The organism is Jatrophihabitans sp., assembly GCA_036389035.1.
In the GTDB taxonomy this organism is placed as follows: domain Bacteria; phylum Actinomycetota; class Actinomycetes; order Mycobacteriales; family Jatrophihabitantaceae; genus Jatrophihabitans_A.
In genome coordinates, this window is the sequence record DASVQQ010000018.1 from 33,162 (window position 1) to 57,074 (window position 23,913).

At 69.9% G+C, this 23,913-nt stretch carries 20 protein-coding genes; 11 read left to right on the top strand and 9 right to left on the bottom strand.

Going from position 1 to position 23,913, the window contains the following annotated elements:
* Positions 1 to 146 precede the first annotated feature (146 nt).
* The gene (locus VF557_12415) at positions 147 to 485 is read left to right on the top strand and encodes a DUF4235 domain-containing protein (GenBank protein ID HEX8081007.1); all 339 of its coding nucleotides are present in this window, start codon (positions 147 to 149) and stop codon (positions 483 to 485) included.
* 102 nt (positions 486 to 587) lie between these two features.
* Here the strand turns inward: VF557_12415 and VF557_12420 are convergent, their stop codons facing one another.
* The 6 genes from VF557_12420 to VF557_12445 all read right to left on the bottom strand — a co-directional run bounded on the left by VF557_12420 (position 588) and on the right by VF557_12445 (position 5,411).
* Positions 588 to 1,526: a Ppx/GppA phosphatase family protein gene (locus tag VF557_12420; protein ID HEX8081008.1), complete on the bottom strand. Its 939-nt coding sequence runs from the start codon at positions 1,524 to 1,526 to the stop codon at positions 588 to 590.
* Complete coding sequence (locus tag VF557_12425; GenBank protein ID HEX8081009.1) at positions 1,523 to 2,095, bottom strand: DUF501 domain-containing protein; 573 nt, start codon at positions 2,093 to 2,095, stop codon at positions 1,523 to 1,525. The genes VF557_12420 and VF557_12425 overlap by 4 nt, the downstream gene beginning before the upstream one ends.
* A gap of 20 nt (positions 2,096 to 2,115) precedes the next feature.
* Positions 2,116 to 2,598 (bottom strand): septum formation initiator family protein, encoded by a 483-nt coding sequence (locus VF557_12430; protein HEX8081010.1) that lies wholly within the window; start codon positions 2,596 to 2,598, stop codon positions 2,116 to 2,118.
* A gap of 3 nt (positions 2,599 to 2,601) precedes the next feature.
* Positions 2,602 to 3,888, bottom strand: a complete 1,287-nt coding sequence (gene eno, locus VF557_12435; GenBank protein ID HEX8081011.1) for a phosphopyruvate hydratase — start codon at positions 3,886 to 3,888, stop codon at positions 2,602 to 2,604.
* Positions 3,889 to 4,014: 126 nt separating this feature from the next.
* Entirely contained in the window at positions 4,015 to 4,794 is a 780-nt protein-coding gene (locus VF557_12440) for a MazG family protein (GenBank protein HEX8081012.1), read from the bottom strand.
* Positions 4,791 to 5,411, bottom strand: coding sequence for a hypothetical protein (locus VF557_12445; protein HEX8081013.1), 621 nt, complete (start codon positions 5,409 to 5,411; stop codon positions 4,791 to 4,793). Before VF557_12445 ends, VF557_12440 begins: the two co-directional genes overlap by 4 nt.
* A gap of 125 nt (positions 5,412 to 5,536) precedes the next feature.
* Here VF557_12445 and VF557_12450 point away from each other — a divergent pair, with 125 nt between their 5' ends.
* The gene (locus tag VF557_12450) at positions 5,537 to 5,881 is read left to right on the top strand and encodes an MmcQ/YjbR family DNA-binding protein (GenBank protein HEX8081014.1); all 345 of its coding nucleotides are present in this window, start codon (positions 5,537 to 5,539) and stop codon (positions 5,879 to 5,881) included.
* Positions 5,882 to 5,981: 100 nt separating this feature from the next.
* A complete protein-coding gene (locus VF557_12455) occupies positions 5,982 to 7,661 on the top strand; it encodes a hypothetical protein (GenBank protein HEX8081015.1) in 1,680 nt (559 codons plus the stop codon).
* A gap of 313 nt (positions 7,662 to 7,974) precedes the next feature.
* Here VF557_12455 and VF557_12460 read toward each other — a convergent pair whose 3' ends face one another.
* Entirely contained in the window at positions 7,975 to 10,137 is a 2,163-nt protein-coding gene (locus tag VF557_12460; protein HEX8081016.1) for an SNF2-related protein, read from the bottom strand.
* A gap of 97 nt (positions 10,138 to 10,234) precedes the next feature.
* On the bottom strand, positions 10,235 to 13,837 hold the full coding sequence (gene mfd / locus VF557_12465) for a transcription-repair coupling factor (GenBank protein HEX8081017.1): 3,603 nt from the start codon (positions 13,835 to 13,837) through the stop codon (positions 10,235 to 10,237).
* 224 nt (positions 13,838 to 14,061) lie between these two features.
* Between mfd and VF557_12470 the strand changes: the two genes are divergently transcribed.
* Both VF557_12470 and VF557_12475 read left to right on the top strand, forming a co-directional pair.
* Positions 14,062 to 14,772 carry a hypothetical protein gene (locus VF557_12470; protein HEX8081018.1) on the top strand — a complete coding sequence of 237 codons (711 nt, stop codon included), beginning with the start codon at positions 14,062 to 14,064 and terminating at the stop codon, positions 14,770 to 14,772.
* A 125-nt stretch (positions 14,773 to 14,897) separates the two neighbouring features.
* Positions 14,898 to 16,691, top strand: coding sequence for a DUF4012 domain-containing protein (locus tag VF557_12475; GenBank protein ID HEX8081019.1), 1,794 nt, complete (start codon positions 14,898 to 14,900; stop codon positions 16,689 to 16,691).
* Positions 16,692 to 16,736: 45 nt separating this feature from the next.
* Here the strand turns inward: VF557_12475 and VF557_12480 are convergent, their stop codons facing one another.
* Positions 16,737 to 17,180 carry an adenylyltransferase/cytidyltransferase family protein gene (locus VF557_12480; protein ID HEX8081020.1) on the bottom strand — a complete coding sequence of 148 codons (444 nt, stop codon included), beginning with the start codon at positions 17,178 to 17,180 and terminating at the stop codon, positions 16,737 to 16,739.
* Between the two features lie 147 nt (positions 17,181 to 17,327).
* Here VF557_12480 and galE point away from each other — a divergent pair, with 147 nt between their 5' ends.
* The 6 genes from galE to VF557_12510 all read left to right on the top strand — a co-directional run bounded on the left by galE (position 17,328) and on the right by VF557_12510 (position 23,799).
* The gene (galE, locus tag VF557_12485; GenBank protein HEX8081021.1) at positions 17,328 to 18,302 is read left to right on the top strand and encodes a UDP-glucose 4-epimerase GalE; all 975 of its coding nucleotides are present in this window, start codon (positions 17,328 to 17,330) and stop codon (positions 18,300 to 18,302) included.
* A 57-nt stretch (positions 18,303 to 18,359) separates the two neighbouring features.
* On the top strand, positions 18,360 to 19,202 hold the full coding sequence (locus VF557_12490; GenBank protein ID HEX8081022.1) for a CDP-alcohol phosphatidyltransferase family protein: 843 nt from the start codon (positions 18,360 to 18,362) through the stop codon (positions 19,200 to 19,202).
* Complete coding sequence (locus VF557_12495; protein HEX8081023.1) at positions 19,199 to 20,746, top strand: oligosaccharide flippase family protein; 1,548 nt, start codon at positions 19,199 to 19,201, stop codon at positions 20,744 to 20,746. Before VF557_12490 ends, VF557_12495 begins: the two co-directional genes overlap by 4 nt.
* Positions 20,747 to 20,881: 135 nt before the next feature.
* On the top strand, positions 20,882 to 22,669 hold the full coding sequence (locus VF557_12500; GenBank protein ID HEX8081024.1) for a Wzz/FepE/Etk N-terminal domain-containing protein: 1,788 nt from the start codon (positions 20,882 to 20,884) through the stop codon (positions 22,667 to 22,669).
* A 6-nt stretch (positions 22,670 to 22,675) separates the two neighbouring features.
* Positions 22,676 to 23,125, top strand: coding sequence for a PssD/Cps14F family polysaccharide biosynthesis glycosyltransferase (gene pssD, locus VF557_12505; protein HEX8081025.1), 450 nt, complete (start codon positions 22,676 to 22,678; stop codon positions 23,123 to 23,125).
* A gap of 98 nt (positions 23,126 to 23,223) precedes the next feature.
* A complete protein-coding gene (locus VF557_12510) occupies positions 23,224 to 23,799 on the top strand; it encodes a glycosyltransferase (GenBank protein ID HEX8081026.1) in 576 nt (191 codons plus the stop codon).
* Positions 23,800 to 23,913 lie beyond the last annotated feature (114 nt).

Genomic DNA, 23,913 nt, shown 5'->3' on the forward strand with positions numbered 1-23,913 from the left:
CTTCCGCCCCCTCAGTTGGCGATTTCCACGCTACCGACCCGCGACCGGCGGCCGACCACCCGGCAGCCGCCCACAGCCGCCCGGGGCGCCACCTAGACTGGTCCCACATGCCGGGCGAGCACGGGGCTCACGACGATGGGATGGCTATGGCTGGCAAGGCGAGCAGGTTCGCGTTCAAGTTGGTGGCACTCGCGGTGGCGGTGCCGGTCGGCAAGGTGGTCACCGCCAGCACCTCGAAGCTCTGGACAGCCGCCCGGCCGGGCCGGGCGCCGGTGAATCCTCGCGATGCCGACACCAACTGGAAGGACGCCCTGCTCTGGGCGAGCCTGAGCGGGTTCGGGGTGGCGGTGGCCCAGTTGGTGACCACCAAGGGCGCCGACACGATCTGGCGGGCGATGACCGGCCGGCCGTCGCCGCGGCCCAAGCAGATCAGCGACGACAAGGGCCCCAAGGCTCCGAGCGCGCTGACCGCGGTGAACGCCTAGCGAACCAGCCGAGGCCGAGGCCGACGCCTAGCGGCCCAGCCGAGGCCGAGGCCGACGCCTAGCGGGCCAGCCGACGCTGATCAGCGGGCCAGCAGACGCTGATCAGCGGGCCAGCAGGCTCATCGCGATGCCGTCCAGGATGTCGTGCTCGCTGGCGATCACCTCGCGCGCTCCGACGGCCTCCATCACGGTGCGCAGCACCAGCGCGCCGCCGCCGATCACGTCGACCCGGCCGGGGTGCATCACCGGCAGGGCCGCGCGCTCGTCCCGGCGCATTTTCAGCAGCCGGTCGGTGACCTCGCTGACCTGCAGGTAGTCGATCACCGAACCGTGGATCGCGTCCGGGTCATAGGCGGGCAGGTCCAGCGCCAGCGCGGCGATCGTCGTCACAGTGCCCGCCACCCCGACGAAGGCGGCCGCCTCGCCCACCGGCACGTCCACCATGGCGGCCTGCAGCGCCACCCGCAGATCGGCCAGTGCCGCCTGCACCTGGGCCTCGGTCGGCGGGTCCTCGCGCAGGTGCCGCTCGGTGATCCGGACGCAACCGACGTCCATGCTGTGGGCGGCGATCAGCTTCTGCGAACCCGGGGTGGCGGTCGGCGAGCCCAGCACCAGCTCGGTGGAGCCGCCGCCGATGTCGGCCAGCAGCAGCGGGTCCGCCACCCCGGGCAGCCCGGCCACGGCCCCGGTGAAGGACAGCTCCGCCTCGGCCAGCCCGGTGATCACCTCGGGCTCGACTCCCAGCGCCTGGCGGACCACCGCCCGGAACTCGTCGGCGTTGTCGGCGTCGCGGGAGGCCGAGGTGGCGACCATCCGGACCTCGGTCGCACCCAGCGAGTGGATGCTCGCGGCGTAGTCGGCCAGCGCCAACCGGGTCCGCTCGATCGCCGCCGGGGCCAGCCGGCCGGTCCGGTCGACGCCCTCACCGAGCCGGACCACCCGCATCTCGCGGTGCACGTCACGCAACCCGGTGGGACCGCCGTCGGCGATCAGCAGCCGGATCGAGTTGGTGCCGCAGTCGATGGCCGCTACCCGCTTCACGATGGGCCCGCTTCCGGCTCGGGCACGCACCGGCCCTGGCGCCACCAGTCCCCCAGCGCGGCCAGCGCCTCGTCACCCAGCGGGTTCACCCCGGGACCGGCGGCCAGCGAGTGCGCCACCAGGACGTGCAGGCACTTCACCCGGGTGGGCATCCCGCCGGCCGAGACGCCGCTGATCTCAGGCACCGGCCCGTGCCGCTCGCGCTGGGCCAGGTAAGCCTCGTGCGCCGCCCGGTAGCCGGCGGCCAGGCCGGCGTCCGAGCCCAACCGGTCGGTCATCTGCCGCATCAGCCCGGACGCCTCCAGCGTCGAGACCAGCGAGGCCGCCTTCGGGCAGGTCAGGTAGTACAGCGTCGGAAACGGGGTTCCGTCGGGCAGCCGGGACGCGGTCTCGACCACGTCCGGATTGCCGCACGGGCACCGGTGCGCGACCGCGCGGATGGCCCGCGGCGGCCGTCCCAGCTGGGCCCGGACGATCTCGGCGTCCACGGCACTCACCGCGTCCGTGGCACTCACCGCGCCCGTGGGGCCCACCGCGTCCGGGGGGCCCACCGCGTCCACGGCGTCCATTGCGCGCACCGCGTCCGCGGTCACTGCGAGGTGTCGGTGTCGTGCACGCTGGTCCACAGCACGGTGTTCCAGCTGGGCCGGTGATCAACCCGGGTGATCTTCTCGGCGGCCGCCGCGGCAGGCGGTTCGAGCGGGTTGCCGTGCGCGTCTAGCACGGTGTAGAGGGTGTCGCCGGGACGGATGTACTGCAACCGGATCCGCGCCTGCCTGGCCACGAAGGCCGGGTCCTGCCACTGCTCGCTCTGCTGCCGCAGCTCAGCGAGCTGGGCGTTGAGCTGGCGCTGCTGGCGCTCGGAGTCGGCGACCGAGGCCCGCCGGCTCAGGTAGGTCTGGAACGGCGAGGCCAGCACGACCACCAGGAACAGCGCCATCGCCGCCACCATCATCCGGCGGCCGGTCAACTTGGGCGCGCGCACCCAGGCCGGCCAGCGCCGGCCGGTCGGGGAAGCTCCGCCGGCCTGCCGTGGCCGGCCGGCCACCCGGGTCGGAGTTCGAGCTGCCATCGGCTAGCTGCCTGCCCTGTTGTAGCGCGGGAAGGCGGCCGCCCCGGCGTAGCGCGCGGCGTCGTCGAGCTCCTCCTCGATCCGCAGCAGCTGGTTGTACTTGGCAACCCGCTCCGAGCGGGCCGGCGCGCCGGTCTTGATCTGGCCGCAGTTGGTGGCCACCGCCAGGTCCGCGATGGTGGTGTCCTCGGTCTCGCCGGAGCGGTGGCTCATCATGCAGCGGTAGCCCGAGCGGTGCGCCAGGTCGACCGCGTCCAGGGTCTCGGTCAGCGAGCCGATCTGGTTGACCTTGACCAGCAGCGCGTTGGCCGCGCCGCTGGCGATCCCGCGGGTCAGCCGCTCGGGGTTGGTCACGAACAGGTCATCGCCGACGATCTGGATGACCTCGTCCAGCTCCGAGGTCAGCGAGATCCAGCCGTCCCAATCCTCCTCCGACATCGGGTCCTCGATCGAGACGATCGGGTAGTTGGCGACCAGGTCGGTGTAGTAGGCCACCATCTGCTCCGAGGACTTCGGGCTGCCCTCGAACTGGTAGGCGCCGTCAGAGAAGAACTCGGTCGCCGCGACGTCCATGGCGAAGACGATGTCGGAGCCGAGCCTCAGGCCGGCCTTCTCCACCGCCTCGGAGATCACGTCCAGGGCGGTCCGGTTGGACTCCAGGCTCGGCGCGAAACCGCCCTCGTCGCCCAGGCCGGTCGCCAGGCCCTTGGACTTCAGCACCGACTTCAGCGCGTGATACACCTCCGCACCCTGGCGCAGCGCCTCGCTGAAGGTCGGCGCCCCGATCGGCGCGATCATGAATTCCTGGACGTCGACGTTGGAGTCGGCGTGCGCGCCGCCGTTGAGGATGTTGAGCATCGGCACCGGCAGCAGGTGGGCGTTCGGGCCGCCCAGGTAGCGGAACAGCGGCAGGCCGGCCGACGCGGCAGCCGCCTTGGCGACCGCGAGCGAGACACCGAGCACCGCGTTGGCGCCGAACTTGGACTTGTCGGGGGTGCCGTCCAGGTCGATCAGGGCCGCGTCGATCAGCCGCTGCTCGCTGGCCTCGAAGCCGAGCAGCTCGGGGCCGATGTCGTCCAGCACGGCCGCGACCGCCTTGCGCACGCCCTTGCCGCCGTAGCGGGCATCGCCGTCGCGCAGTTCCACCGCCTCGAACGCGCCGGTGGAGGCGCCGGAGGGCACCGCTGCCCGCGCGAACGTGCCGTCGTCGAGGGCTACCTCGACCTCGACGGTGGGGTTGCCGCGGGAGTCCAGGATCTCCCGGGCGCCTACGGCCTCGATGCTGGCCACAACTGGGTCCTCTCGACGTACTCCGGTGGTGGTTCCGACCGGTTTCAGATCGCAGCCCGCGCACGCACACCGCGCCTGCAGGCTCTTCTCGCCAGCCTATCGGGCGGCCCCGGCGATCCGGCGCAGCTACTCGCCCGTCGCGTTGTCCCGCCCGGCGGTCTCCCGGGCCCGGATGGCTCCGGCGTACTCGCGCGCGCTCTCGCGCAACGCCTGCTCCGGATCGACGCCGGCCCGCACCGCGCTGCCGACCAGGGCCAGCAGTTGATCACCGATCCCGTCGCCGGCCGGCGGCGCGACGGCCAGGCCGGCCCGCTCGGACCGGCTGACCAGCTTGGCGGCCAGGGCCAGCGCGGGTTGCCCCATCGCGATCCCGTCGGTCACCGACTCGCGCTGCTTCTCAGCCTTCTTGATCGCGTCCCAGTTGGTCTGCTGCTGGTCGGCCGAGGACGGACCCTGCGCCCCGTTGCCCTGCGCCCCGTTGCCCTGCGCCCCGTTCCCCTGCGCCCCGTTGCCCTGCGCCCCGTTGCCCTGCGCCCCGTTGCCCTGCGCCCCGTCCTCGGACTCGGCGAAGACGTGCGGATGCCGGCGGACCAGCTTCGCGACCAGGTCGGCGGCGACGTCGTCGATGGTGAACCGCTGGCCGGTGGCGGCCTCTTCGGCCAGCCGGGCGTGAAAGAGCACTTGCAGCAGCAGGTCGCCGAGCTCCTCGCGCAGCGCTGCCAGGTCGGCTGTCTCGATCGCCTCGAGGGTCTCGTAGGCCTCCTCGATCAGGTACGGCGCCAGCGAGGAGTGGGTCTGCTCGGCATCCCAGGGGCAGCCGCCGGGCGAGCGCAGCCGGTCCATGATCTGGACCGCCCGCACCAGTTGCGCGCCCGGTTCGCCGCCTTCGGCGCGGGCCCCGGTCACTGCTGGGTCGGCTGCGTCACGTCGCCGGGCAGGGTCTGGTCGAAGGACAGCACGGAGGGCAGTTGCTTCTTGCCCAGGTCCTTCACCGACAGGCTGCCCAGGTCCCAGCTGCCGTAGCGCGGGTTGATCGAGACCTTGTCCTTGATCTTGGCCAGGGCGTCGTTGATCTGCTTGTCGGTGGTCAGCTTGGTCTGCAGCACGGCGATCAGCTGGCGATTGCGCAGCACCACCGGCTCGAACCGCTCGCTGAGGCCCGAGGCGACGATCTGCTGGGTCAGCTCGCGTTCGGTGGTGCCCTCCAGCGCTTTGGCCCTGCCGGCCGCGAGCTGGGCATCGGTCACCGGGGAGCCGGACGCGGCCAGCAGCAGCGGGAAGACCTCGTTGCGGACCAGGAACTGCAGGACGAAGTTCTTGGCGGGGGTGCTGGTGCCGCCCTGGCCCGGGATCGGCTGCGCGTTGGCCGGCACGTAGCGCGAGAGCTCCTTCTCGGTGATCCGGTGACCGTCGACCACGGCGGCGGTGCCGGCCTTGGATTCACAACCCATCAGCCCCAGGCAGCTGAGCACCAGCACCGGCAGCACGGCCAGCAAGCGGGGCCTTCCCGAACGGATCTTCACGTCTTCGATCTCCGAGTTCGTCTGCGGTGAGGGGCCGAGCGCCACCCATTTTGGCACGGTCGGATAAACGGCTGCCAAGGGCAGCGCGGCGGGCCGGCGCCGGCTGTGCTAAACCTGCTCCCGAGATGGACAGCGACGACGCGATGCGCTACGCCCTCGGCAAGCCCGGCGCCTGGGCTGACAGCCCGTGGGGTGAGGACCACCACGTGGCCAAGGTCGGCCAGAAGATCTTCCTGTTCCCCGGCAGCCGGGACGGCCGTCCCGCGATCACGGTCAAGAACACCGCCGAGGCCATCGAGGAGCTCAAGCAGCGCTTCAGCCCGGACGCCGGGCCCGCGCCCTACCTCAACAAGCGGCTGTGGGCCCAGCTCTACATCGACCGGGTGCCGGAGGAGGACGTCCGGGAGCTGATCGATGACTCCTACCGACTGGTGGTCGCCAAGCTGCCGAAGTCCCAGCGGCCCGGCTGAGGCGGCATCGGCTGGGAGCCGTGGGCAGAAGCCGATGGCAGGCGCGCTACCCTACCAAATGTGGTGAAACCTCCAGAAACTCGAATGCTATCCGAGCGGTATGCCTGACAAAGAGAGTGCAGTGTCTTTTGACGTGCCGGCTTCGATCCTCCGTGATCGAAAGTCCGTAGCCGCACCCCTTGCAAAAGTGTTGCCTCACAAGTTGGCCCTACCATTTGTCGAGCTCGTTACTAATGGCCAGATTCCGAGCGATCCCCAGTTGGCGAACTCCCTGGCGGTTTTTACAGCTGATAATGCCGAAGCGGCGATCTCTGCGCTGAACGCTGTTTCAGCGGCCTGTTTACTCGACGAAAAATTGATCGGCAAGGCACTTACGGTTAACGCAACCACACGCGCGATTCTATCCGTAGGATCGAACAGGTTCCTCTGGACTCTTGGTGCGCGCGCCACTGGAGAAGATACGTCACTCCGCGCCGTGAAATCTTTTTTCGAATCCGCCATAAAATGGTTAGCCGGCATCCAGGCAATGTCTTTGTTCGTATCGCCCGATCCAGGACTCGCGAGCGGTATCGCAGTTAACCCCGATCATGAACGCGTTCGACGAGTGTACTCCACTACGGTGCGCTTCTCTTGGGTGACTGAGTACCTGTGCAATGCCATAGCTGACTGTGTGTCATTACTAGGAGACGGCACCCCTTTTCCGTCGGGTGCTTCCATAACTGAAGTCCTTTCCTACATCAAACGGATGCTCGTTGGCATGGGCCACCTCCCCAATAGAGATCTTGAGGGCCTGTCGGAGGGTGCACGAGACTTACTGAGCGCTGCAAGCGTTCACCAGGGTCATCTGGCGAACATATCGAATTTCGCCGATGTATTTCTTTCCTCAGAAATTGAAAACCACCCGTTTATAGCGATAGGCGGTGAACCGCATCTGTTAGGTGTCCGTGAAGCGGCTGTGGGATTCGAACACGTCTTGTTCGAAATCGCTAGATCAACCTTAGGGGAAAAGCAACGGGGCGACTTGCTTGAGGCCGTGGTCAGTCGATGCATCGCAGACCTCGGTCCGGCAGAATTGACGCGTCTCCACCCTCCGATCGCAATTGAGATCTCCAAGCCACACGACCCAGGGGAAGTGGACTTCGCATTTGTGTCTTCGCCGTTGGCGATCATCGGAGAGTGTAAAGCTCGGTTGGTCACCAAGGAGAGTAGCTCCGTGATAAATGCATTCAGCGATCAGGTGGGGAAGGCCGCTGACCAACTTCGGTCTCGACTCTTCGCATTCGCGCACGGATCGAAGCTTGTGTCGTCGCAAATTTCCTCTGTATCAGATATAGATTCCTCTGCTGCCATCGGCTTGGGCATCACCCTTCACCCCTACGCAACGGCAGTGTGGGACCGTGACGCATTGGAGGAGATAGATGCATTTGCTGCCGACCTGCTAGTGATGCCGATCCATCAGTTAATCATTTGGATTCACGCCATGAGGTCTGCAGAAGAGATCATCGACTACGCAGATGTAAGGTACCGGCTGCTATCAGCCGGTGCCGTGGTACACGATGAGATAGATTTTTTAGCGTTCTTTATGCACCCTCAGCGAGGATCGCTGCTCGCCTCCTTCGAGGCCATTGCTGAAGGCAACCGCCTGATTATTAGGCCCCTCAGCGTGCCCACCCCTTGGGCCTTACAGATAAAGAAGCCTGAGTCTGCGGAGGCATGGGTAGCGGCCTTACAGGAGATCATGATGAGCGAGCTATGGGCACCGTCGCCAAATCGGACGTAGCGAATGCCAGTCGGGGGCTGGCCGCCCGAACTCGACCTTGACCCAACTGCCGTCCGGCTTCACCACACCCTTGGGACAGGCGGCCGCCGAAGCCCACCCAGGCGATGTGGCCGGGCTGCTAGCCGCCCAGCAGGTTGCCGGCGCCGGGATCTCTTGCCCGATCCCGGCGGGGACACCAGCACCGCTTTACCGGTGCGTCTGACCGCGGCGATCGTCTCGGGCAGCACCGCCCGAACCGGGAGATCCGCGCCGGGCACGTCGGGCGGTGGCAGCAAGGACGGCACACCCAGACGCTAGCCGTGCCGCGCCCGGGTCAGGGGCCGTCCTGTGAGGCTGCCCGCTCCTGCGACAACTCAGACAAGGCGTCGGTCAACAACGCGACCAGCGCCTCGTGCTGCACGTCCGCCGAGGACCACATCTGCTCATCCGAGCCGTCCAGCGCTCTGGCGGCGAGCCCGGCCTTGCTGTCGATCAACTCAGCGATCCTGCTGTCGATGGTCCGCGCGGCGATGATGCGCCACGCGGTGACGGGTTCGGTCTGACCGATGCGGTGGCTGCGGTCGATGGCCTGGGTCTGCTCCGCGTCGGTCCAGGACAGCTCGGCCAGCACGATGTTGGAGGCGACCTGCAGGTTGATGCCGACGCCGGCCGCCGTCAGGGAGCAGACCGCGATGGCGACCTCCGGATCGTTGACGAAGGCGTCGATGTTCTTCTGCCGCGACCCCGGCGTCTGGCCGCCCCGGATCGATGAATAGCGGATCCCCTGCCTGGCGAAGGCCTCCTCGGCGACGTCCATGACGTCGACGTGCTTGGCGAAGAAGACGACTTTGCCGGCGCTGCGCGCGAGCTGTGCCGCGTAGTCGGCGGCGAGGCCGGCCTTCGCCTGGCCGATGCGTCGCATCATGCTGAACACGTTCTCGCCGGTCTTCGTGGTGCTCGCGTCCTTCTGCTCCCAGGTGGCCACCTTGCGCACCAGGTCGTGGTCGATGCCACCGTCGACACCGTCGGCGCCGGACCGGCGGTTCGCCAGTGCGGTCAGGTACCGCGACACCAGCCGGTTGGCGAGGTCGCGCTCCGCCGCCCGGATCGAACGGCCGACCTTCTCGTCGAGCTCGACGGGCAGGTCAGCGGTGCGTCGGGCAGGGAGGTCCGCAGCCACGTCGACTTTGCGTCGCCGGACGATGCCGAGGTCGATCACGCACTTGCGGGCGGCGGAGTGAAACCCCGGGTCCGCCGGGGTCAGGCCGGTCTTCTCGAGGGCGTTCATCAGCTCGCCGAGCGGCTCGGTCGCGTCGATCCAGCCGAGAAACTGCCAGATCGCCCGGAAGTCCTCGATGTCATTTATCAGCGGGGTGCCGGTGAGGGCCATCAGCAGGGGGCGCGGCGTGCGGGCCCGGATGCGCTCGGAGAGCTCCAGGACGTGCTGGGAGCGTTGGGAAGCCTTGTTCTTGATGAAGTGCGCCTCGTCGACGACCATGCCGCGGAAGCCGAAGTCGCCGAACCAGCCCACGTGCCGGTCGAGCACCTCGTAGTTGACGACGACGATGTCGGCGAAGCCGTCGACCGTGTCACCGTTGCCCTGTACCACGGTGGCCGAGCGGTTCGGTATCCACAGACCAGCCTCGCGTACCCAGTTGGTCTTCACGACGCTCGGCACGACGACCAGCAGCGGGTAGGCGTTCGCGGCCTCCGCGGCGAGCAGCGCCTGAGCCGTCTTGCCCAGGCCGGGCTCGTCGGCGAGCAAGAAGGTCCGGTGACCGGCCGCGGCGGCGGCGACCAGCCGCACCTGGTGCGGCATCAGCTCCCGGTTCCCCGGCACGCGCCGAGGGGCCGGCGCCGGCAGGGCCATGCACGCCGGGGCTCCCGGCTCGGCACGTTCGAAGGAGTTGAGGAGCGGGTTGAGCAGCTCCCAACCGGCCAGGCGGCGTGGGCCGACCGTGCTCGGTCGAACCGAGGAGAAGTCCGGGGCCAGGAACGGGCTGGCCAGCTGTCGAGAGACGACCGACCGGGGCACGACCCGACGCTCGGCGCCGGCCGAAGCCGCGGGCTCGGTGGGCGCGGTCTCCTCGGGGGCCGGCTCCATGCCCACCGCCCTGAGCATGTCCCGCTTGAGCGACTTGGCCGCGGCGGGGACAACGGCGTCCTCGGCGAGGAGCGCGAGGAGCGAGGGGTCGCGTACGGCGGTCTTCGCCAGGATCGTCGCGATCCCGTCCAGGCGCTTGAGCTGCTCGGCCCGGTGAGTCTGGCTGCTGGTGAGCTCCCGCCTGACTCGGGCGTTCTCCTCGCGCAGCAGCAGTGCGACGACCTGGAACTTCGTGCGCACCGCGGGCGTCACGCGGCGACGCTCGACCGTTGCCTCCACCTCGCGGACGGCGCGGGCCAGCACCGAGATGACGTCCTCGGGGGCGGGGCCGCGTCGCTGCTTTCGCGAAGCGGTACGGCGACCGTCCGCCTGACGCCGGCCTGGTCGAGCCACAGACTTCTCCTCTTCGAACACCCGGCACGGTGCCCGGGCAAGAATTCCACACCTACCCTCGGTCAGGCGATGACTGTTCCGCCAGGAACCGGGCTGTTCAGTTGGACAGCACTGCCCTGAGCACCGGGCCGAGGATGGCCTCCAGCAGATCTGCGCACCAGGTCAGCAGCGGCTGGTCGCGCAACGGCTCGCCACCGAACTTGACCTCGGCCCAGCTGCCGTCGGGCTTCACTACACCCTTGGGACGGGCGGCCGCCATCGTCGAGACCGCCGGCTTGTAGATCGCCTTGTCGTAGGTGCGCTGCAGCCGGACCTGGGCCGACTCGGGCAGCAGCACCGGCGAGAACCGCACCGACTGGCCCTGCAGCGACACCTCGGTGATGCCGAACTTACGGCACACCACCTTGAACCGGGCCACCGCCAGCAGGTTGTCCACCTCGATCGGCATCGGGCCGAACCGGTCCAGCAGCTCCAGCCGGACCGCGTCGACCGCCTCGTCGGTGGTGGCGTTGGCCAGCGCCCGGTAGGCCTCCAGCCGCAGCCGCTCACCCGGCAGGTAGTCCTGCGGCAGGTTGGCGTTGACCGGCAGGTCGACCTTGACCTCGCTGAACTGCTCCTGCTGCTCGCCGCGGAACTCCGAGACCGCCTCGCCGACCAGCCGGACGTAGAGGTCGAAGCCCACCCCGGCGATGTGGCCGGACTGCTCGCCGCCCAGCAGGTTGCCGGCGCCGCGGATCTCCAGGTCCTTCATCGCCACCTGCATGCCGGCGCCGAGCTCGGTGTGCTGGGCGATGGTGGCAAGGCGGTCGTGCGCCAGCTCGGTGAGCGGCTTCTCCGGCGGGTACAGGAAGTAGGCGTAGCCCCGCTCGCGAGCCCGGCCGACCCGCCCGCGCATCTGGTGCAGCTGGGACAGCCCGAAGGTGTCGGCCCGGTCCACGATGAGGGTGTTGGCGTTGGGGATGTCCAGGCCCGACTCGACGATGGTGGTCGAGACCAGCACGTCGTAGTCGTTCTGCCAGAACCCGACCATGATCTTCTCCAGCGCGTCCTGGCCCATCTGGCCGTGCGCCACCGCGATCCGGGCCTCGGGAACCAGCTCGGCCAGCTTGGCGGCGGTCCGGTTGATCGACTCTACCCGGTTGTGGATGTAGAACACCTGACCGTCACGCAGCAGTTCGCGCCGGATCGCCGCCGAGATCTGGCGCGGGTCATAGGCGCCGACGAAGGTCAGGATCGGGTGCCGCTCCTCGGGCGGGGTGAGGATCGTGGTCATCTCCCGGATGCCGGTCAGCGACATCTCCAGGGTGCGCGGGATCGGGGTGGCCGACATCGTCAGCACGTCGACGGCGGTGCGCATCGACTTCAGGTACTCCTTGTGCTCGACCCCGAAGCGCTGTTCCTCGTCCACCACGACCAGGCCCAGGTCCTTGAACCGGACGGTCTGCTGCAGCAACCGGTGGGTGCCGATCACGATGTCGACGCTGCCGTCGGCGATGCCGGCCAGGATCTGGTCGACGTCGGCGGCGTGGGTGAACCGGGACAGCTCCTTGATGGTCACCGGGAACTGGTTCATCCGTCCGATGAAGGTCTGCAGGTGCTGGTGGGCCAGCAGCGTGGTGGGCACCAGCACCGCCACCTGCTTGCCGTCCTGCACGGCCTTGAACGCCGCCCTGACCGCGACCTCGGTCTTGCCGTAGCCGACGTCGCCGCAGATCACCCGGTCCATCGGCAGCGGCTTCTCCATGTCGGCCTTGACCTCGTCGATGGCCGCCATCTGATCGGGGGTCTCGACGTAGGCGAAGGCGTCCTCGAGCTCGCGCTGCCACGGGGTGTCCGGGCCGAAGGCGTGACCCCGGGTGGCCATCCGCGCCGAGTACAGCCGGATCAACTCGGCCGCGATCTCCTTGACCGCCTTGCGCGCCCGGCCCTTGGTCTTGGCCCAGTCCGCGCCGCCGAGCCGGGACAGCGAGGGCGACTCGCCGCCGACGTACTTGGTGACCTGGTCGAGCGAGTCGGTCGGCACGAACAACCGGTCACCCGGCTGGCCCTTCTTGGCCGCGGCGTACTCGATGATCAGGTACTCGCGCTCGCCGCCGTTGACAGTGCGGCGCACCATCTCGACGTAGCGGCCCACCCCGTGCTGCTCGTGCACCACGAAGTCACCGGACTGCAGCTGGATCGGATCGATCGCGTTGCGCCGCCGGGACGGCATCCGGGACTTGTCCATCGCCGTGATGCCACGCTGGCCGGTGAGGTCGGACTCGGTGAGGATGGCCAGCTTCAGCTCGGCCGAAACCAGCCCGGACTCCAGGTGACCGGTCGTCACGGTGACGACGCCGGCCTCGAGCTTGTCGATGCCGGGCACCATCCGGGCTGAGATGTCGGCGGCGTGCAGGCGTTCCAGTGCCCGCTCGGCGCTGCCGTGGCCCTGGAAGACCAGCGCCAGCCGCCAGCCCTGCCGGGCCCAGCCGCCGATGTCGCCGAGCAGTGACTCGGTGTCGCCGCGGTAGGCCGGGGCCGCCTCGAAGGACGAGTCGACGGCGGCGATCGTCCGCAGGTCGGACCCGGCGCCGGTGACGAGCTCGTTGTCGGTGCTGAACGGTGACAGCGACCACCACGGCATTCCCAGTTCGAGGGCCGCGTCGCGTACGTCGTCCAGCGAGCGCAGCGAGGCCGAGCCGAGGTCGACCGGGGCCTTGCCCCCGCCGGCGGCCGCGGCCCAGGACGCGGCCAGGAACTCCTCCGAGGTCGCCACCAGGTCTGCCGCCCGGGCCCGGACCCGTTCGGGGTCACAGACCAGCACCGAGGTGTCGGGCGGAAACTCCTCCAGCACCAGCCGCAGCTCGTCGACCAGGACCGGGGCCAGCGATTCCATGCCCTCGACCTGGATGCCCTGGCTGATCGGCTCGAGCAACTCGCCGAGTTCGGGGTGCTGGCCCAGCAACGTCGCCGCCCGGGCCCGGACCTTCTCGGTCAGCATCATCTCCCGGCACGGCGGAGCCCACACCCCGCCGGTCGCGATCTCGAGCGAGCGCTGGTCGGCGACCTTGAAGTAACGGATCTCCTCGACCTCGTCACCCCAGAACTCCACCCGCAGCGGGTGCTCCTCCGTCGGCGGGAAGACATCGAGGATGCCGCCCCGAACCGCGAAGTCACCGCGCTTGTCCACCAGCTCGACCCGCGCGTAGCCGGCGGCCACCAGAGCCTCGACGATCTCTTCGAGCTCGCGGCCGGAGTCTCCGATCGAGATGCTGACCGGCTCCAGATCGCCCAGGTCCGGAACCTGCGGCTGCAGGACGGAGCGGACCGGGGCGACCACCACGCTCAGCGGGCCGGTGCTGGGATCGCGCGGGTCGGGGTGCCGCAGCCGGCGCAGCACCGCCAACCGGCGGCCGATGGTGTCGGCGCGGGGCGAGAGCCGCTCGTGCGGCAGCGTCTCCCAGCCCGGGTACAGGGCCACCGCGTCCGGCGGCAGCAGGCACTGCAGGCTGGCCAGCAGGTCCTCGGCCTCGCGGCCGGTGCTGGTGACTGCCAGGACAGTGCGACCGGTCCGTCCGGTCAGGGTGGCTATCGCCAGCGGCCCGAGCGCGGCCGGGCCCGACAGGGTGAGCGGCCGGGCGCCGGTTCGACCGGCTGCCCCGACCACGGTGGCAAGCGCTGGGTCTTCGAGGGCGGCGTCGACAAGTCCCGCCAAGCTCATGGGACGAGCTTACGTCCCAGCTCCGACAGCTCTCCACCACCGGCGGCGGTCGCGGCAAAAGCGCAATGTCAAACGCTTGTAAATTGATGCTCCTGACCGCTACATTACGGTCGCGGATTCGGGGGAATCAGATGCGCGGTCCATCGGGCGTAAAAAGCACGCCCAGACTAGTTCTTCAGTACGGGACCGGCGACGGCTCCCGACTTCGCGCATTCTCCAGGCCGGTGACCGGCAGCCTGGTGCTGCTGGCCGGCTGGTGGCTCACCGCCGGCAGCGCGCTCGCGGCAAGCTATCCACCCGCGATGGGCTGCGCGGTCTCAGGCAACGCGCCGGCCGGCGCCGGAGTGCTCGAGGTGCGTGGGATGGGCTTTCGGGCCGGCTCCGCGGTGCTGGTCAGCGTGGCCGGATCGCGGGCCGGCCGGGCCGTGGCCGACCGCGCCGGCTCGTTCGAGGCGGGGTGGCTGATAGCTAACCTGACATCCGGCGCCACGGTGACCGCCACCGACGCCTCGTGCACCGTGACCAGCGTGCTGTCGATCGAGAATCACCAGTCCGAGCAAGGTAACACCGCGCTGCCACCAGCCACGCCCGGCGGCGGCTCGGCACCCGGACCGGCCACCCCGACGACGCCGGCCAAGCCGGCCAAGCCAGCCAAGACGGCCAAGCCCCGTCCGGCGCCGGTCCTGCCCGGCCCGGGCGCCCGCCCTGAGCCGACGCCACCGGCGCGCCAGAGCGACCCGGTCGCCGCCGCGATCCCTTCGATCCCGCTCACCGGGCTGCCTCCGCAACTGTTCCTGGGACTGACCGGCGCACTGCTGCTGGCCGGCGTGGGGCTGACCGGCCTGACCGGGCGGCTGGGCCATCGCGGCGAGCGCCGGCCCGCCCCGACAAGCTCGGTGTCGAGCACGCTGCCGGCGACCCCGGGCAATGCGTGACAGAGAAAGTGACCTGCAGTGATCGATATGGCCCATAAACACTGACCGAACGTAATTAACTTTAAAATCACAGGGTAAATTCGCGGCTGACTCATGCACCTCGCCAGCCATCTGAAGGGGTGAGCATGACGGCCGTCGCACCGGCGTCCGCTCCCGAGCGCCGGAATCCGGCCCGGCGGCGAGCGCTCACCGCGCTGCGCTATCCGGCGCTGGTGGCCGGCGTGGTGCTGCTGGCCGGCGCACTCTGGCTCGCGGTGACCGCCGAGCTGGCCCGGCGCGAGGCGCAGGCGGCCCAGCAGTCGGTGAGCCGGCTGCGCACCGCGCTGGCCCAGGCCGACCTGCCGGCCGCCCGGAGCGCCGCCGACTCGGTGACCGCACACGCCCGCTCGGCCCACCGGTTGACCACCGGGCCGGCGTGGTGGACCGCCGCGCGGGTTCCCTGGCTCGGCAGCCCGGCCCGCTCGATCCGGGGCTGCGCCGCGCAGGCCGACCAGCTCGGGTCAACGGTGCTCACCCCGCTGCTGCGGCTGGCCGACACCCTGACCCTGGCCGGGCTGCTCAACCACGGCTCGGTACGGCTGCAGCCACTGATCGACGCCGCCCCGGTGCTGCACCAGGCCGAGTTCCGGCTGCAGGCCGGCTCCGAGCAGCTCGACCGGTTGCCCAGGCACACCTGGCTGGGTCCGGTCGACCGTGGCCGCGACCGCCTGCGCGGTGACCTCGGCAGGCTGTCGGAGCAGCTGCGACCGGCCGGCCAGGCGGCTGACCTGCTGCCCGAACTGCTCGGCCGGCACGGCGCCAAGCGGTACTTCGTGGGCCTGCAGAACCAGGCCGAGTCGCGCGGAGTCGGTGGCATCCCGGGCCTGTTCGCGATCGTGACAGCCGAGGACGGCAGGATCAGCTTCGACCGGTTCGAAAGCGACACCGTCCTGAGCAAGGTCCGGACCGATCTGGACCTGGGCAGCGAATACCACCGGCGCTACCGGGCCGCGGATCCGGTGAACACCTTCGCGAACTCGACGATCAGCCCGGACTTCTCCGACGCGGGCAGGATCTGGGCGGCGATGTGGCACAAGCACAGCGGCCAGCGGATCGACGGCGCCGTGGCCATCGACCCGACCGCGATCTCCTACCTGTTGCGAGTGACCGGCGGTGCCACGCTGGCCGACGGCAGCACGGTGGACGGCGCCGAGGTGGTCGGCCTGACCCAGCAGACGCTGTATCGCACCCATCCCGACAAGGCGGCCCGCAAGGCCTACCTGCTCGACATCGCCCGGGCGATCTCGGTTCGGCTGCTGTCGGCCCGCGGCTCCACCGGGCTGGTCCGAGCCGCCGCGCAGGCGGTGGATGAGCGGCGCATCGTGGCCTGGAGCGCCGATCCGGGCCTCCAGCAGCGGCTGGCGACAGAGCCGATCTCGGGGACGCTGCGTGCCGGAAGCGGCTACTTCGCCGGTTTCAGCACGGTGAACGCCACCGGCGGCAAGCTCGACTACTACCTGACCCGCCAGATGTCCTACTCCCGTTCGGGCTGCGGCGCCGGCAGCGTCAGCACCTCGACGTTCGTCCTGACCAATGAGGCGCCGGCCGGGCCGCTGCCCTCCTACGTCACGCTGCGGCTGGACTCACCCGGCTACCGCACCGCGCCCGGCGACAACAAGGTGCTGCTCAGCTATTACGGAACTCCCGGCTCGCGGATCGACAGCGTCACCCTGGACGGCCGCCGCGCGGTGGTGATGCCCTCGTCCGAGCGGGGCCTGACGGTGTTGACGCTGCCGCTGGAGCTGGCGCGCGGATCGAGGCACTCGGTGACGGTGACCGCCACCGAGCCGGCCCGCTCGGAGCAGACCCGGATCCTGCGGCAACCGGCGGTGAACCCGGTGACGGTCACCTCCCGGCTGCCCGACTGCGGAGGCTCCTGACCTGCGGCTCCGCCCCGCTTCAGCGCAAGCGCCAGGTGGTAACCGCTAGGCCCGCATGCTGCCTATCTCCAGGTTCAGCGCCTCGCGCAGCATGGTGGAGGAGGTGTGCACCGTGTAAGGCAAGAAGAAGACCTCGACGCCGACCGAGGCCATGTCCCGCTCGAGCCGGCGGCCCTTCTCGGTGCCACGCCAGTCGTCGCCCTTGATGATCACGTCGAAGCGCAGCCGATCCCACATCTCGAGCTTGGACGCGTCCTCCTCGACCGCCTCGTCGACGTAGCGGATGCTGCTGACGATCTCCAACCGCTCGGCCAGCGGGATCACCGGGCTCTTGCCCTTGACCCGCCGGCTGAAATCGTCGGAGGCCACGCCGGCGATCAGGTAGTCACAGGCAAGCCGGGAGTTGCGCAAGATGTTGAGGTGGCCGATATGGAACATGTCGAATACGCCTGGGGCATAGCCGATCCGCTTGGCTCCGACTGAGTTCAACGCACTCATGATCCCCCGCGACCATCCTTCACCGACCGGCACAACGTGCAAACAATGTTAAGATTAACCCATCTCAGCGCGCCCGTGTTGCTTTACGCTGACTTTATTCAGCGGCTCGAAGAACCACCGAAAAGAACGGCTCCAAACATGACAGAGACCTGGCTGGTCACCGGCGGCGCGGGGTACATCGGCGCACATGTGGTGCGAAGCCTGCAGGCCGCAGGCGCCGAAGCAGTGGTGATCGATGACCTCAGCACCGGCGACCTCCGCCGGGTCGAGGTCCCGTTCGTCCAAGCCGACATCGCCGACTGCGAACTGGTGGCTGACACCCTGCGCCGCCACCGGATCACCGGAGTGGTGCATCTGGCCGCCGACAAGCAGGTCGAGGAGTCGATGCGCGAGCCGCTGACCTACTACCGGCGCAATGTCGTCAACCTTATGCAACTGCTGACCGCGATGGCCCAGTGCGAGGTCGACAAGCTGGTCTTCTCCTCCAGCGCCGCGGTCTACGGCATGGTCGACTCGGCGCAGGTCCGCGAGGATCACCCGACCCGGCCGATCAACCCCTACGGCGAGACCAAGCTGGTCGGCGAGTGGCTGATCCGCGACCAGGCCCGGGCCACCGGCCTGCGGTACGCGGCGCTGCGGTACTTCAACGTCGCCGGCACGGCCGCCCCCGAACTCGGCGACCTCGGACGGACCAACCTGGTCCCGATGGTGTTCGACGCGCTGGCCCGCGGCGAGCAGCCGGTGATCTTCGGTGGCCAGCACCCCACTCCGGACGGAACCTGCGTGCGGGACTTCATCCACGTCCAGGACCTGGCCGACGCGCATGTCGCAGCGATCGCCGCGCTGGACGAGCCGGGCGCGGGCCACGTCTTCAATGTCGGCTGCGGCCGCGGGTACTCGGTGCGCGAGGTCATCGAGATGGTCGCCGAGGTCTCCGGCCGTGGCATCACCCCGCGGGTCGGCGCCGCCCGTCCCGGCGATCCGGCGATGGTGGTGGCCGACACCACGCACATCAACGCCACGCTCGGCTGGCGCGCCCGCCACGACCTTCGTGAGATGGTGAATAGCGCCTGGCGTGCCCAACCCCGGCAGCTCAGCGCGGTGCGGACCTAGCCACCCCCAGCAGTTTTCCGGACCCCCAGAGAGCTCGTCGAACCAAAAGGCATCCTCATGGACAACAGCGCCCTCGTGGCCAACGAAGGCTCCTTCAGGAGCCGATTCGACTACGCGCGTTCCCGGCTGGCCGGCGCCCAGAAGCCGACCGCCTCGACGCCGGCCTACCTGCGCTTCGTCAACCGCAAGGCCGGCGGCCTGCTGGCCGCGGTGGGTTACGCGCTGCACCGCACCCCCACCCAGCTCACCGTGCTGAGCTCGGCCGCGTCCTTCAGCGCGATCGCCGTGCTGATCCTGCGCGACTCGACTGCGCTGACCGGCGTCGTGGTGTCACTGCTGCTGCTGCTGGGCTACGCCCTCGACGCGGCCGACGGCCAACTGGCCCGGGTGGGGGGCGGCGGCAGCAAGGCCGGCGAGTGGCTCGACCACGTCGCCGACATCGCCAAGATCAGCTCGCTGCACAGCGCGGTGGCGATCGCGGTGCTGCGCTACTTCGAGCTCGACTCGCTGCTGTACCTGGCGGTGCCGGTGATCTTCCTGGTCGCCAACGTGACCCAGTTCTTCGGCATGATGCTGCGCGACAAGCTCACCGCGGGGCAGCCGGTACAGCCTGGGACGGAAGGGTCGTCCTCGCTGCTGGTCGCGTGGCTGCTGCAGCCGCTGGATCACGGCAGCCTGGGATTGGCCTTTCTGGTGCTCGGCTGGCACACCCTGTTCCTGTGGTGCTACGGGTTCCTGGCGCTGTGCACCGCGCTGTTCGCGGTCCGCTCGCTGACCAAGACCTACCGCCGGCTGCTGCGGGCTGAGTCCGGCGCCGCCGCTTCGGCCGGTGGCGCTCCGACCGGCGCCGCTTCGGCCGGCGGCGCTCCGGTGCTCAGCCCGGCGCCGCGCCTGCCATGAGCCTGGCCAGCCCCGCCCAGCCGGCGGCCAGCCCGCTGGCCGGGGTGGCCCGCGGCGGCAGCTTCGCGGTGCTGGGCAGCGGCGCCGGCTCGATCTTCGGCTTCGTGCTGACCCTGGTCCTCACCCACGGCCTGACCACCACCACCGCGGGCCAGTTCTTCAGCGCCACGGCGATCTTCATCGTCCTGCAGACGTTCCTGTCGTTCGGGGTGGGCGCCGGCCTGGTTCGTTTCGTGCCGCGGTGGCAGGCGCTGGACCGCCAGGCCGACGTGCCCGCGCTGCTGGTGGTCGCCTTCGTCCCGGTCATCGTGCTGGGCATCGTGGGCAGCGTCGCGTTGTGGTTCGCCGCCCCGGCGCTGGCTTCGGAGATCGGCCACGACAACACCGACGCGGCCCTGGACAGCATCCGGATCCTGGCGCTGCTGTTCCTGCCCGGTGTCATCGAGGTGGGCATCGTCGAGTCCACCCGGGCATTCGGCAGCGTGCGCAATTACGTGCTGCTGCAGCAGGTCGGCATACCGGCGGCCAGGCCCCTGCTGGTCGGCATCGCCATCGCGGCCGACGCGCCGCTGTGGGCGGTGGTGCTGGCCTGGCTGATCCCGCTGCTGCTCGCCCTGCTGGTGGGAGGCCTGCTACTGGCCCGCCGGATGCGGGCGCTGTTCGGCCGGAGCCTGGCCTGGCCGCGGCGAACCGCCTCGCTGCGCGACATCGCCGCCGAGTACTGGAGCTTCACCGGGGCGCGCGGGCTGGCCGGCGTCATGGAGATCCTGCTGACCTGGATGGACGTGCTGCTGGTCGCGGCGCTGGCCTCGCCGGCTGAGGCGGCCATCTACGCCGCCGCCAGCCGGTTCATCCTCTCGGGCACCCTGGTGCTGCAGGCGCTCCGGGTGGCGATCGCCGGCGACGTCAGCGCGGCGCTGGCCCGCAAGAACACCGACCGGGTCAGCCAGATGTACTCGGCCGCCTCGCAGTGGGTGGTGCTCAGCTCCTGGCCGCTGTACCTGGTGATGGCGGTGTTCGCGCCCACGGTGCTGGCGATCTTCGGCGATGCCTACCCGGCCGGAGCGAACGCGATGACCGTGCTGGCGCTGGCGATGCTGGTGTACCTGGCCGCCGGCAACGTCGGCACCGTGCTGCTGATGGGCGGCCGGAGCAGCTGGGTGCTGATGGACAAGGCAGCCGCCCTGGCCGTCAACGTGGCCGCCAACCTCGTGTTGATACCGCATTTCGGCATCACCGGCGCCGCGGTCGCCTGGGCGGTCACGATCGTGCTGGACAGCACGCTGGCCTTCGCCCAGGTGCGCTGGGGCATGCGGATCGGCGGCAGCCTGCGCGGTCTGGCGCTGGCCGCCGCGCTGGCGCTGGGCTGCTTCGGGGTGGTGCCGGTCATCGTCCGGATGCTCGCCGGCAGCTCGCTGGTCTCGATGTCGGTCGCGATTGCGCTTTCGCTGGGCCTCTACCTACCGATGGTGTGGTTGCGCCGGGACACTCTCGGCGTTCGGATCTTGATCGATGCGCTGTCGCCCCGCACCGCTCGGCGGTGACCCGGACCGGTGGAAGCCGGGTGCGCGCGCCTGGATCCGAGGTGTCGCGGCGAAAGTAACCTAATCTTGACAGCAGTCATGAGTAACAGCAGCGTTGGGGGACCCCGTGAGCACCAGATCGAATCGGAACACCGGATGACCGGGCCGGTGCAGGCTGCCGCGCCGTCGGGCGCCGGGCAGTCCGTGGTCACCATCGGGCAGTTCTTCTCCACCCTGCGGCGCAGGCTGCTGGTGGTGCTGACGATGGTGCTGCTGGGCATCCTGGCTGCCGGCGCGCTGCTGCTCAACACCACCAAGACCTATGAGGCGACCGCCGTCGTCGACATCTCGCCGACGTCCGGGGCTGCCCTCTCCACCGTCAGCACCATCACCGAATCGCGGATCGTGACCTCCGCGTCGGTGGCGATGGCCGCCCAGCAGACGCTGGCCTACACCGGGACGCCGACCGAGCTGGCCGACCAGGTCAGGGTGACCTCGCCGCTGGCCAGCCAGGTCCTCTACATCACCTTCGCCGCCGAGACCGCCCAGGGCGCCGCGGACGGCGCCAACGCCTTCGCCAACGCCTACCTCGATTACCGGACGGAGATCGCGCAGAAGGACCTCACGCTGCGGGTCGGCCGGATCCAGTCCCAGGTCGCTGACCTGCAGCGGAGCCTGGCCGGAGTGGGGGCCGGAGTCGGGGTGGGCCAGAACGAGACCCAGCGCGGTTTGCTGCAGAACCAGATCCAGCAGCTGCAGAACCAGCTGAACAACCTGAAGACCTCGGTCATCAACCCGGGACAGGTGGCCGGCGCCGCGGCGGTCCCGGAGTCGCCGAGCTCGCCCCGGCCGCCGCTCTACCTGGTCGGCGGCCTGCTGATCGGACTGCTGCTGGGCATCATCCTGGCGGTGGTGCGCGACCGCCGCGACGACCGGGTGCGCGCCTCGGCGGATCTGGAGCAGAGCCTGGGCGCCCCGGTGATCGCCGAGTTCGTCGCCGACGAGGGCGGCTCCCGGCTTCCGGAGTCCCTGGCCGCCACCGCGGCCACCCGGAGCCCGGAGGCCGACGCCTACCGCACGGTCACCACGGCGGCGACCTCGCACTCGACCGGCAGCCGGGTGGTGCTGCTGTGCGGCACCGGGCAGGAAGGGCTCAGCCTCGCCCCGATGAACCTGGCGGCGACCTTCGCCACCCAGGGGCTGCGGACCGTGCTCGCCGGACCGGAGCATGCCGTGCAGCCGGCCGTCGAGCTGCTCGAGGTCCAGGACGCGCCGAGCTGGCCGGGCGCCCGGCTGGCCGACCGGCTGGCGCCCTCGACCCAGCTGTCCAACCTGCTGGTGCTGTCGCTGGGCGATGAGGTGTCGCTCGGATCGACGCTGCGAGCCAACGGCGACAACCTCTCCGAGATCCTGGCCAAGGTCGACATCATCGTCCTGGACGGGGTGAACATCGAGCTTCCCAGCACCTCGCTGCGGCTCGGCCAGATCGCCGACGAGGCGGTCGTGGTGGCCTACAAGGGCCACTCCACCCATGTCGAGATCGAGCGGCTGGCCCGCCAGCTGGCCCAGGTCAGCGTCACCGTGCTGGGCGGAATCCTGCTCAGCCGCCGGTCGAGCCTGCTGGGCGGCCGTCGACGCCTCGCCGACCGCGCGCCGGGGCGACCGGTCGGCGGCGCCAGCCACCGTGAGGCCGCCGGGGCGGGGCCGCGTCCCGCTCAGGCGGCTGAGGAGGCGACAAACGCCCCCACCAGCAGCGCAGCTCCCACCAGCAGCAGCCCGGCCGCGACCAACCCCGCCTCGGTCACCGCGGAAATCCCCAGGCCGGGTGGCTCCGGCTCGACCTCGACTCAACCGTCCGGGGCCGGCTCCTGGCCGGGCGGCGGCTTCGGCTCGGAGGCGCCGCCGCCGGGCTCGCCCCGGCCGGCCTCGACCAGAAAGAGCTGAGCCACCATGCGGATCCTGCTGGCCAGCTCGACCGGCGGCCATCTCGGCCAACTCGAGGCGTTGCGACCGTGGTGGTCCGAGCATGAGCGGCACTGGATCACCTTCGACAAGCCCGACGCCCGGTCGATGCTGGTCGGTGAGCAGATCACCTGGGCCTACCACCCCACCACCCGCAACATCCCGAACCTGATCCGCAACTTCGGCGTCGCCTGGAAGGCCCTGCGCGGGTTCCGGCCCGAGGTGGTCGTCTCGACCGGGGCCGCCGTCGCGGTGCCGGTCTTCTACCTGGCACGGCTGATGGGCATCCGCACCGTCTACGTCGAGGTCTATGACCGCATCGACACCCCGACCCTGACCGGACGGCTGTGCCGGCCGGTGTCGGACCTGTTCCTGGTGCAGTGGGACGAGCAGCTCAAGCTCTATCCCAACGCCACGCTGATCGGCCAGCTGCTGTGAGTGAGCATCGCAGCGAGCGCAGCGAGCGAGGAGCGGCGCGAATGGGTAGCCCTGTGAGTGAGCATCGCAGCGAGCGCAGCGAGCGAGGAGCGGAGCGAATGGGTAGCCCTGTGAGCGCGGTCGGTCCGCTCAACGGAGTGGTCACCGTCGGCACCGACCACCACCGGTTCGACCGGCTGATGGACTGGCTGGAGCGCTGGAACGCCGGCAACCCCGGCGCGGTGCGCTGGATCGTGCAGCACGGCTCGAGCCGTCCGATGAGCGGGGCGGACGGGTTCGGCATGAAGCCGCGCGCGGAGTTGCTCGAGCTGCTGGCCGACGCCGATGTGGTGGTCACCCAGGGCGGCCCCGGCGGCATCATGGACAGCCGGATCTGCGGCACGGTCCCGATCGTGGTTCCCCGGCTGGCCCGGCTCAACGAGGTGGTCGATGACCACCAGGTGGCCTTCGTCCAGCAGCTGGCCCGTAACGGCCTGCTGGTGGCGGCTCATTCCGAGGCAGAGCTGCACGCCGCGCTCGATCGGGCGGTGCTCGACCCGGCGAGCCTGGCGGTCGGCCCCGGCGCCAGCGATGTCAGCCAGACGGTGGCCCGGTTCGCGGCCGTGGTCGGTCAGCTGCTGGCGAGCAAACCGGCCCGGGTCGGGTTCCGGCGCACGGCGCGCTCGGCCCGTTAGCGGCATCGTTTCCCGCACTTTCCGATCGTTGGCCCCGCTGCAGGGTGTCGACGGCGTGTCGTCCCTGCTGGACGGCCAACGATGGCGAGCGACGCGGCATCACCCGGGCAAGAA

Bases quoted from the DNA above. Each gene is read 5' to 3' on its own strand.
- VF557_12415 (HEX8081007.1), top strand. From the start codon at position 147: ATGGCTGGCAAGGCGAGCAGGTTCGCGTTCAAGTTGGTGGCACTCGCG.
- VF557_12425 (HEX8081009.1), bottom strand. From the start codon at position 2,095: ATGGACGCCGTGGACGCGGTGGGCCCCCCGGACGCGGTGGGCCCCACG.
- VF557_12430 (HEX8081010.1), bottom strand. From the start codon at position 2,598: ATGGCAGCTCGAACTCCGACCCGGGTGGCCGGCCGGCCACGGCAGGCC.
- VF557_12450 (HEX8081014.1), top strand. From the start codon at position 5,537: ATGGACAGCGACGACGCGATGCGCTACGCCCTCGGCAAGCCCGGCGCC.
- VF557_12455 (HEX8081015.1), top strand. From the start codon at position 5,982: ATGCCTGACAAAGAGAGTGCAGTGTCTTTTGACGTGCCGGCTTCGATC.
- mfd (HEX8081017.1), bottom strand. From the start codon at position 13,837: ATGAGCTTGGCGGGACTTGTCGACGCCGCCCTCGAAGACCCAGCGCTT.
- VF557_12475 (HEX8081019.1), top strand. From the start codon at position 14,898: ATGACGGCCGTCGCACCGGCGTCCGCTCCCGAGCGCCGGAATCCGGCC.
- galE (HEX8081021.1), top strand. From the start codon at position 17,328: ATGACAGAGACCTGGCTGGTCACCGGCGGCGCGGGGTACATCGGCGCA.
- VF557_12490 (HEX8081022.1), top strand. From the start codon at position 18,360: ATGGACAACAGCGCCCTCGTGGCCAACGAAGGCTCCTTCAGGAGCCGA.
- VF557_12495 (HEX8081023.1), top strand. From the start codon at position 19,199: ATGAGCCTGGCCAGCCCCGCCCAGCCGGCGGCCAGCCCGCTGGCCGGG.
- VF557_12500 (HEX8081024.1), top strand. From the start codon at position 20,882: ATGACCGGGCCGGTGCAGGCTGCCGCGCCGTCGGGCGCCGGGCAGTCC.
- pssD (HEX8081025.1), top strand. From the start codon at position 22,676: ATGCGGATCCTGCTGGCCAGCTCGACCGGCGGCCATCTCGGCCAACTC.
- VF557_12510 (HEX8081026.1), top strand. From the start codon at position 23,224: ATGGGTAGCCCTGTGAGCGCGGTCGGTCCGCTCAACGGAGTGGTCACC.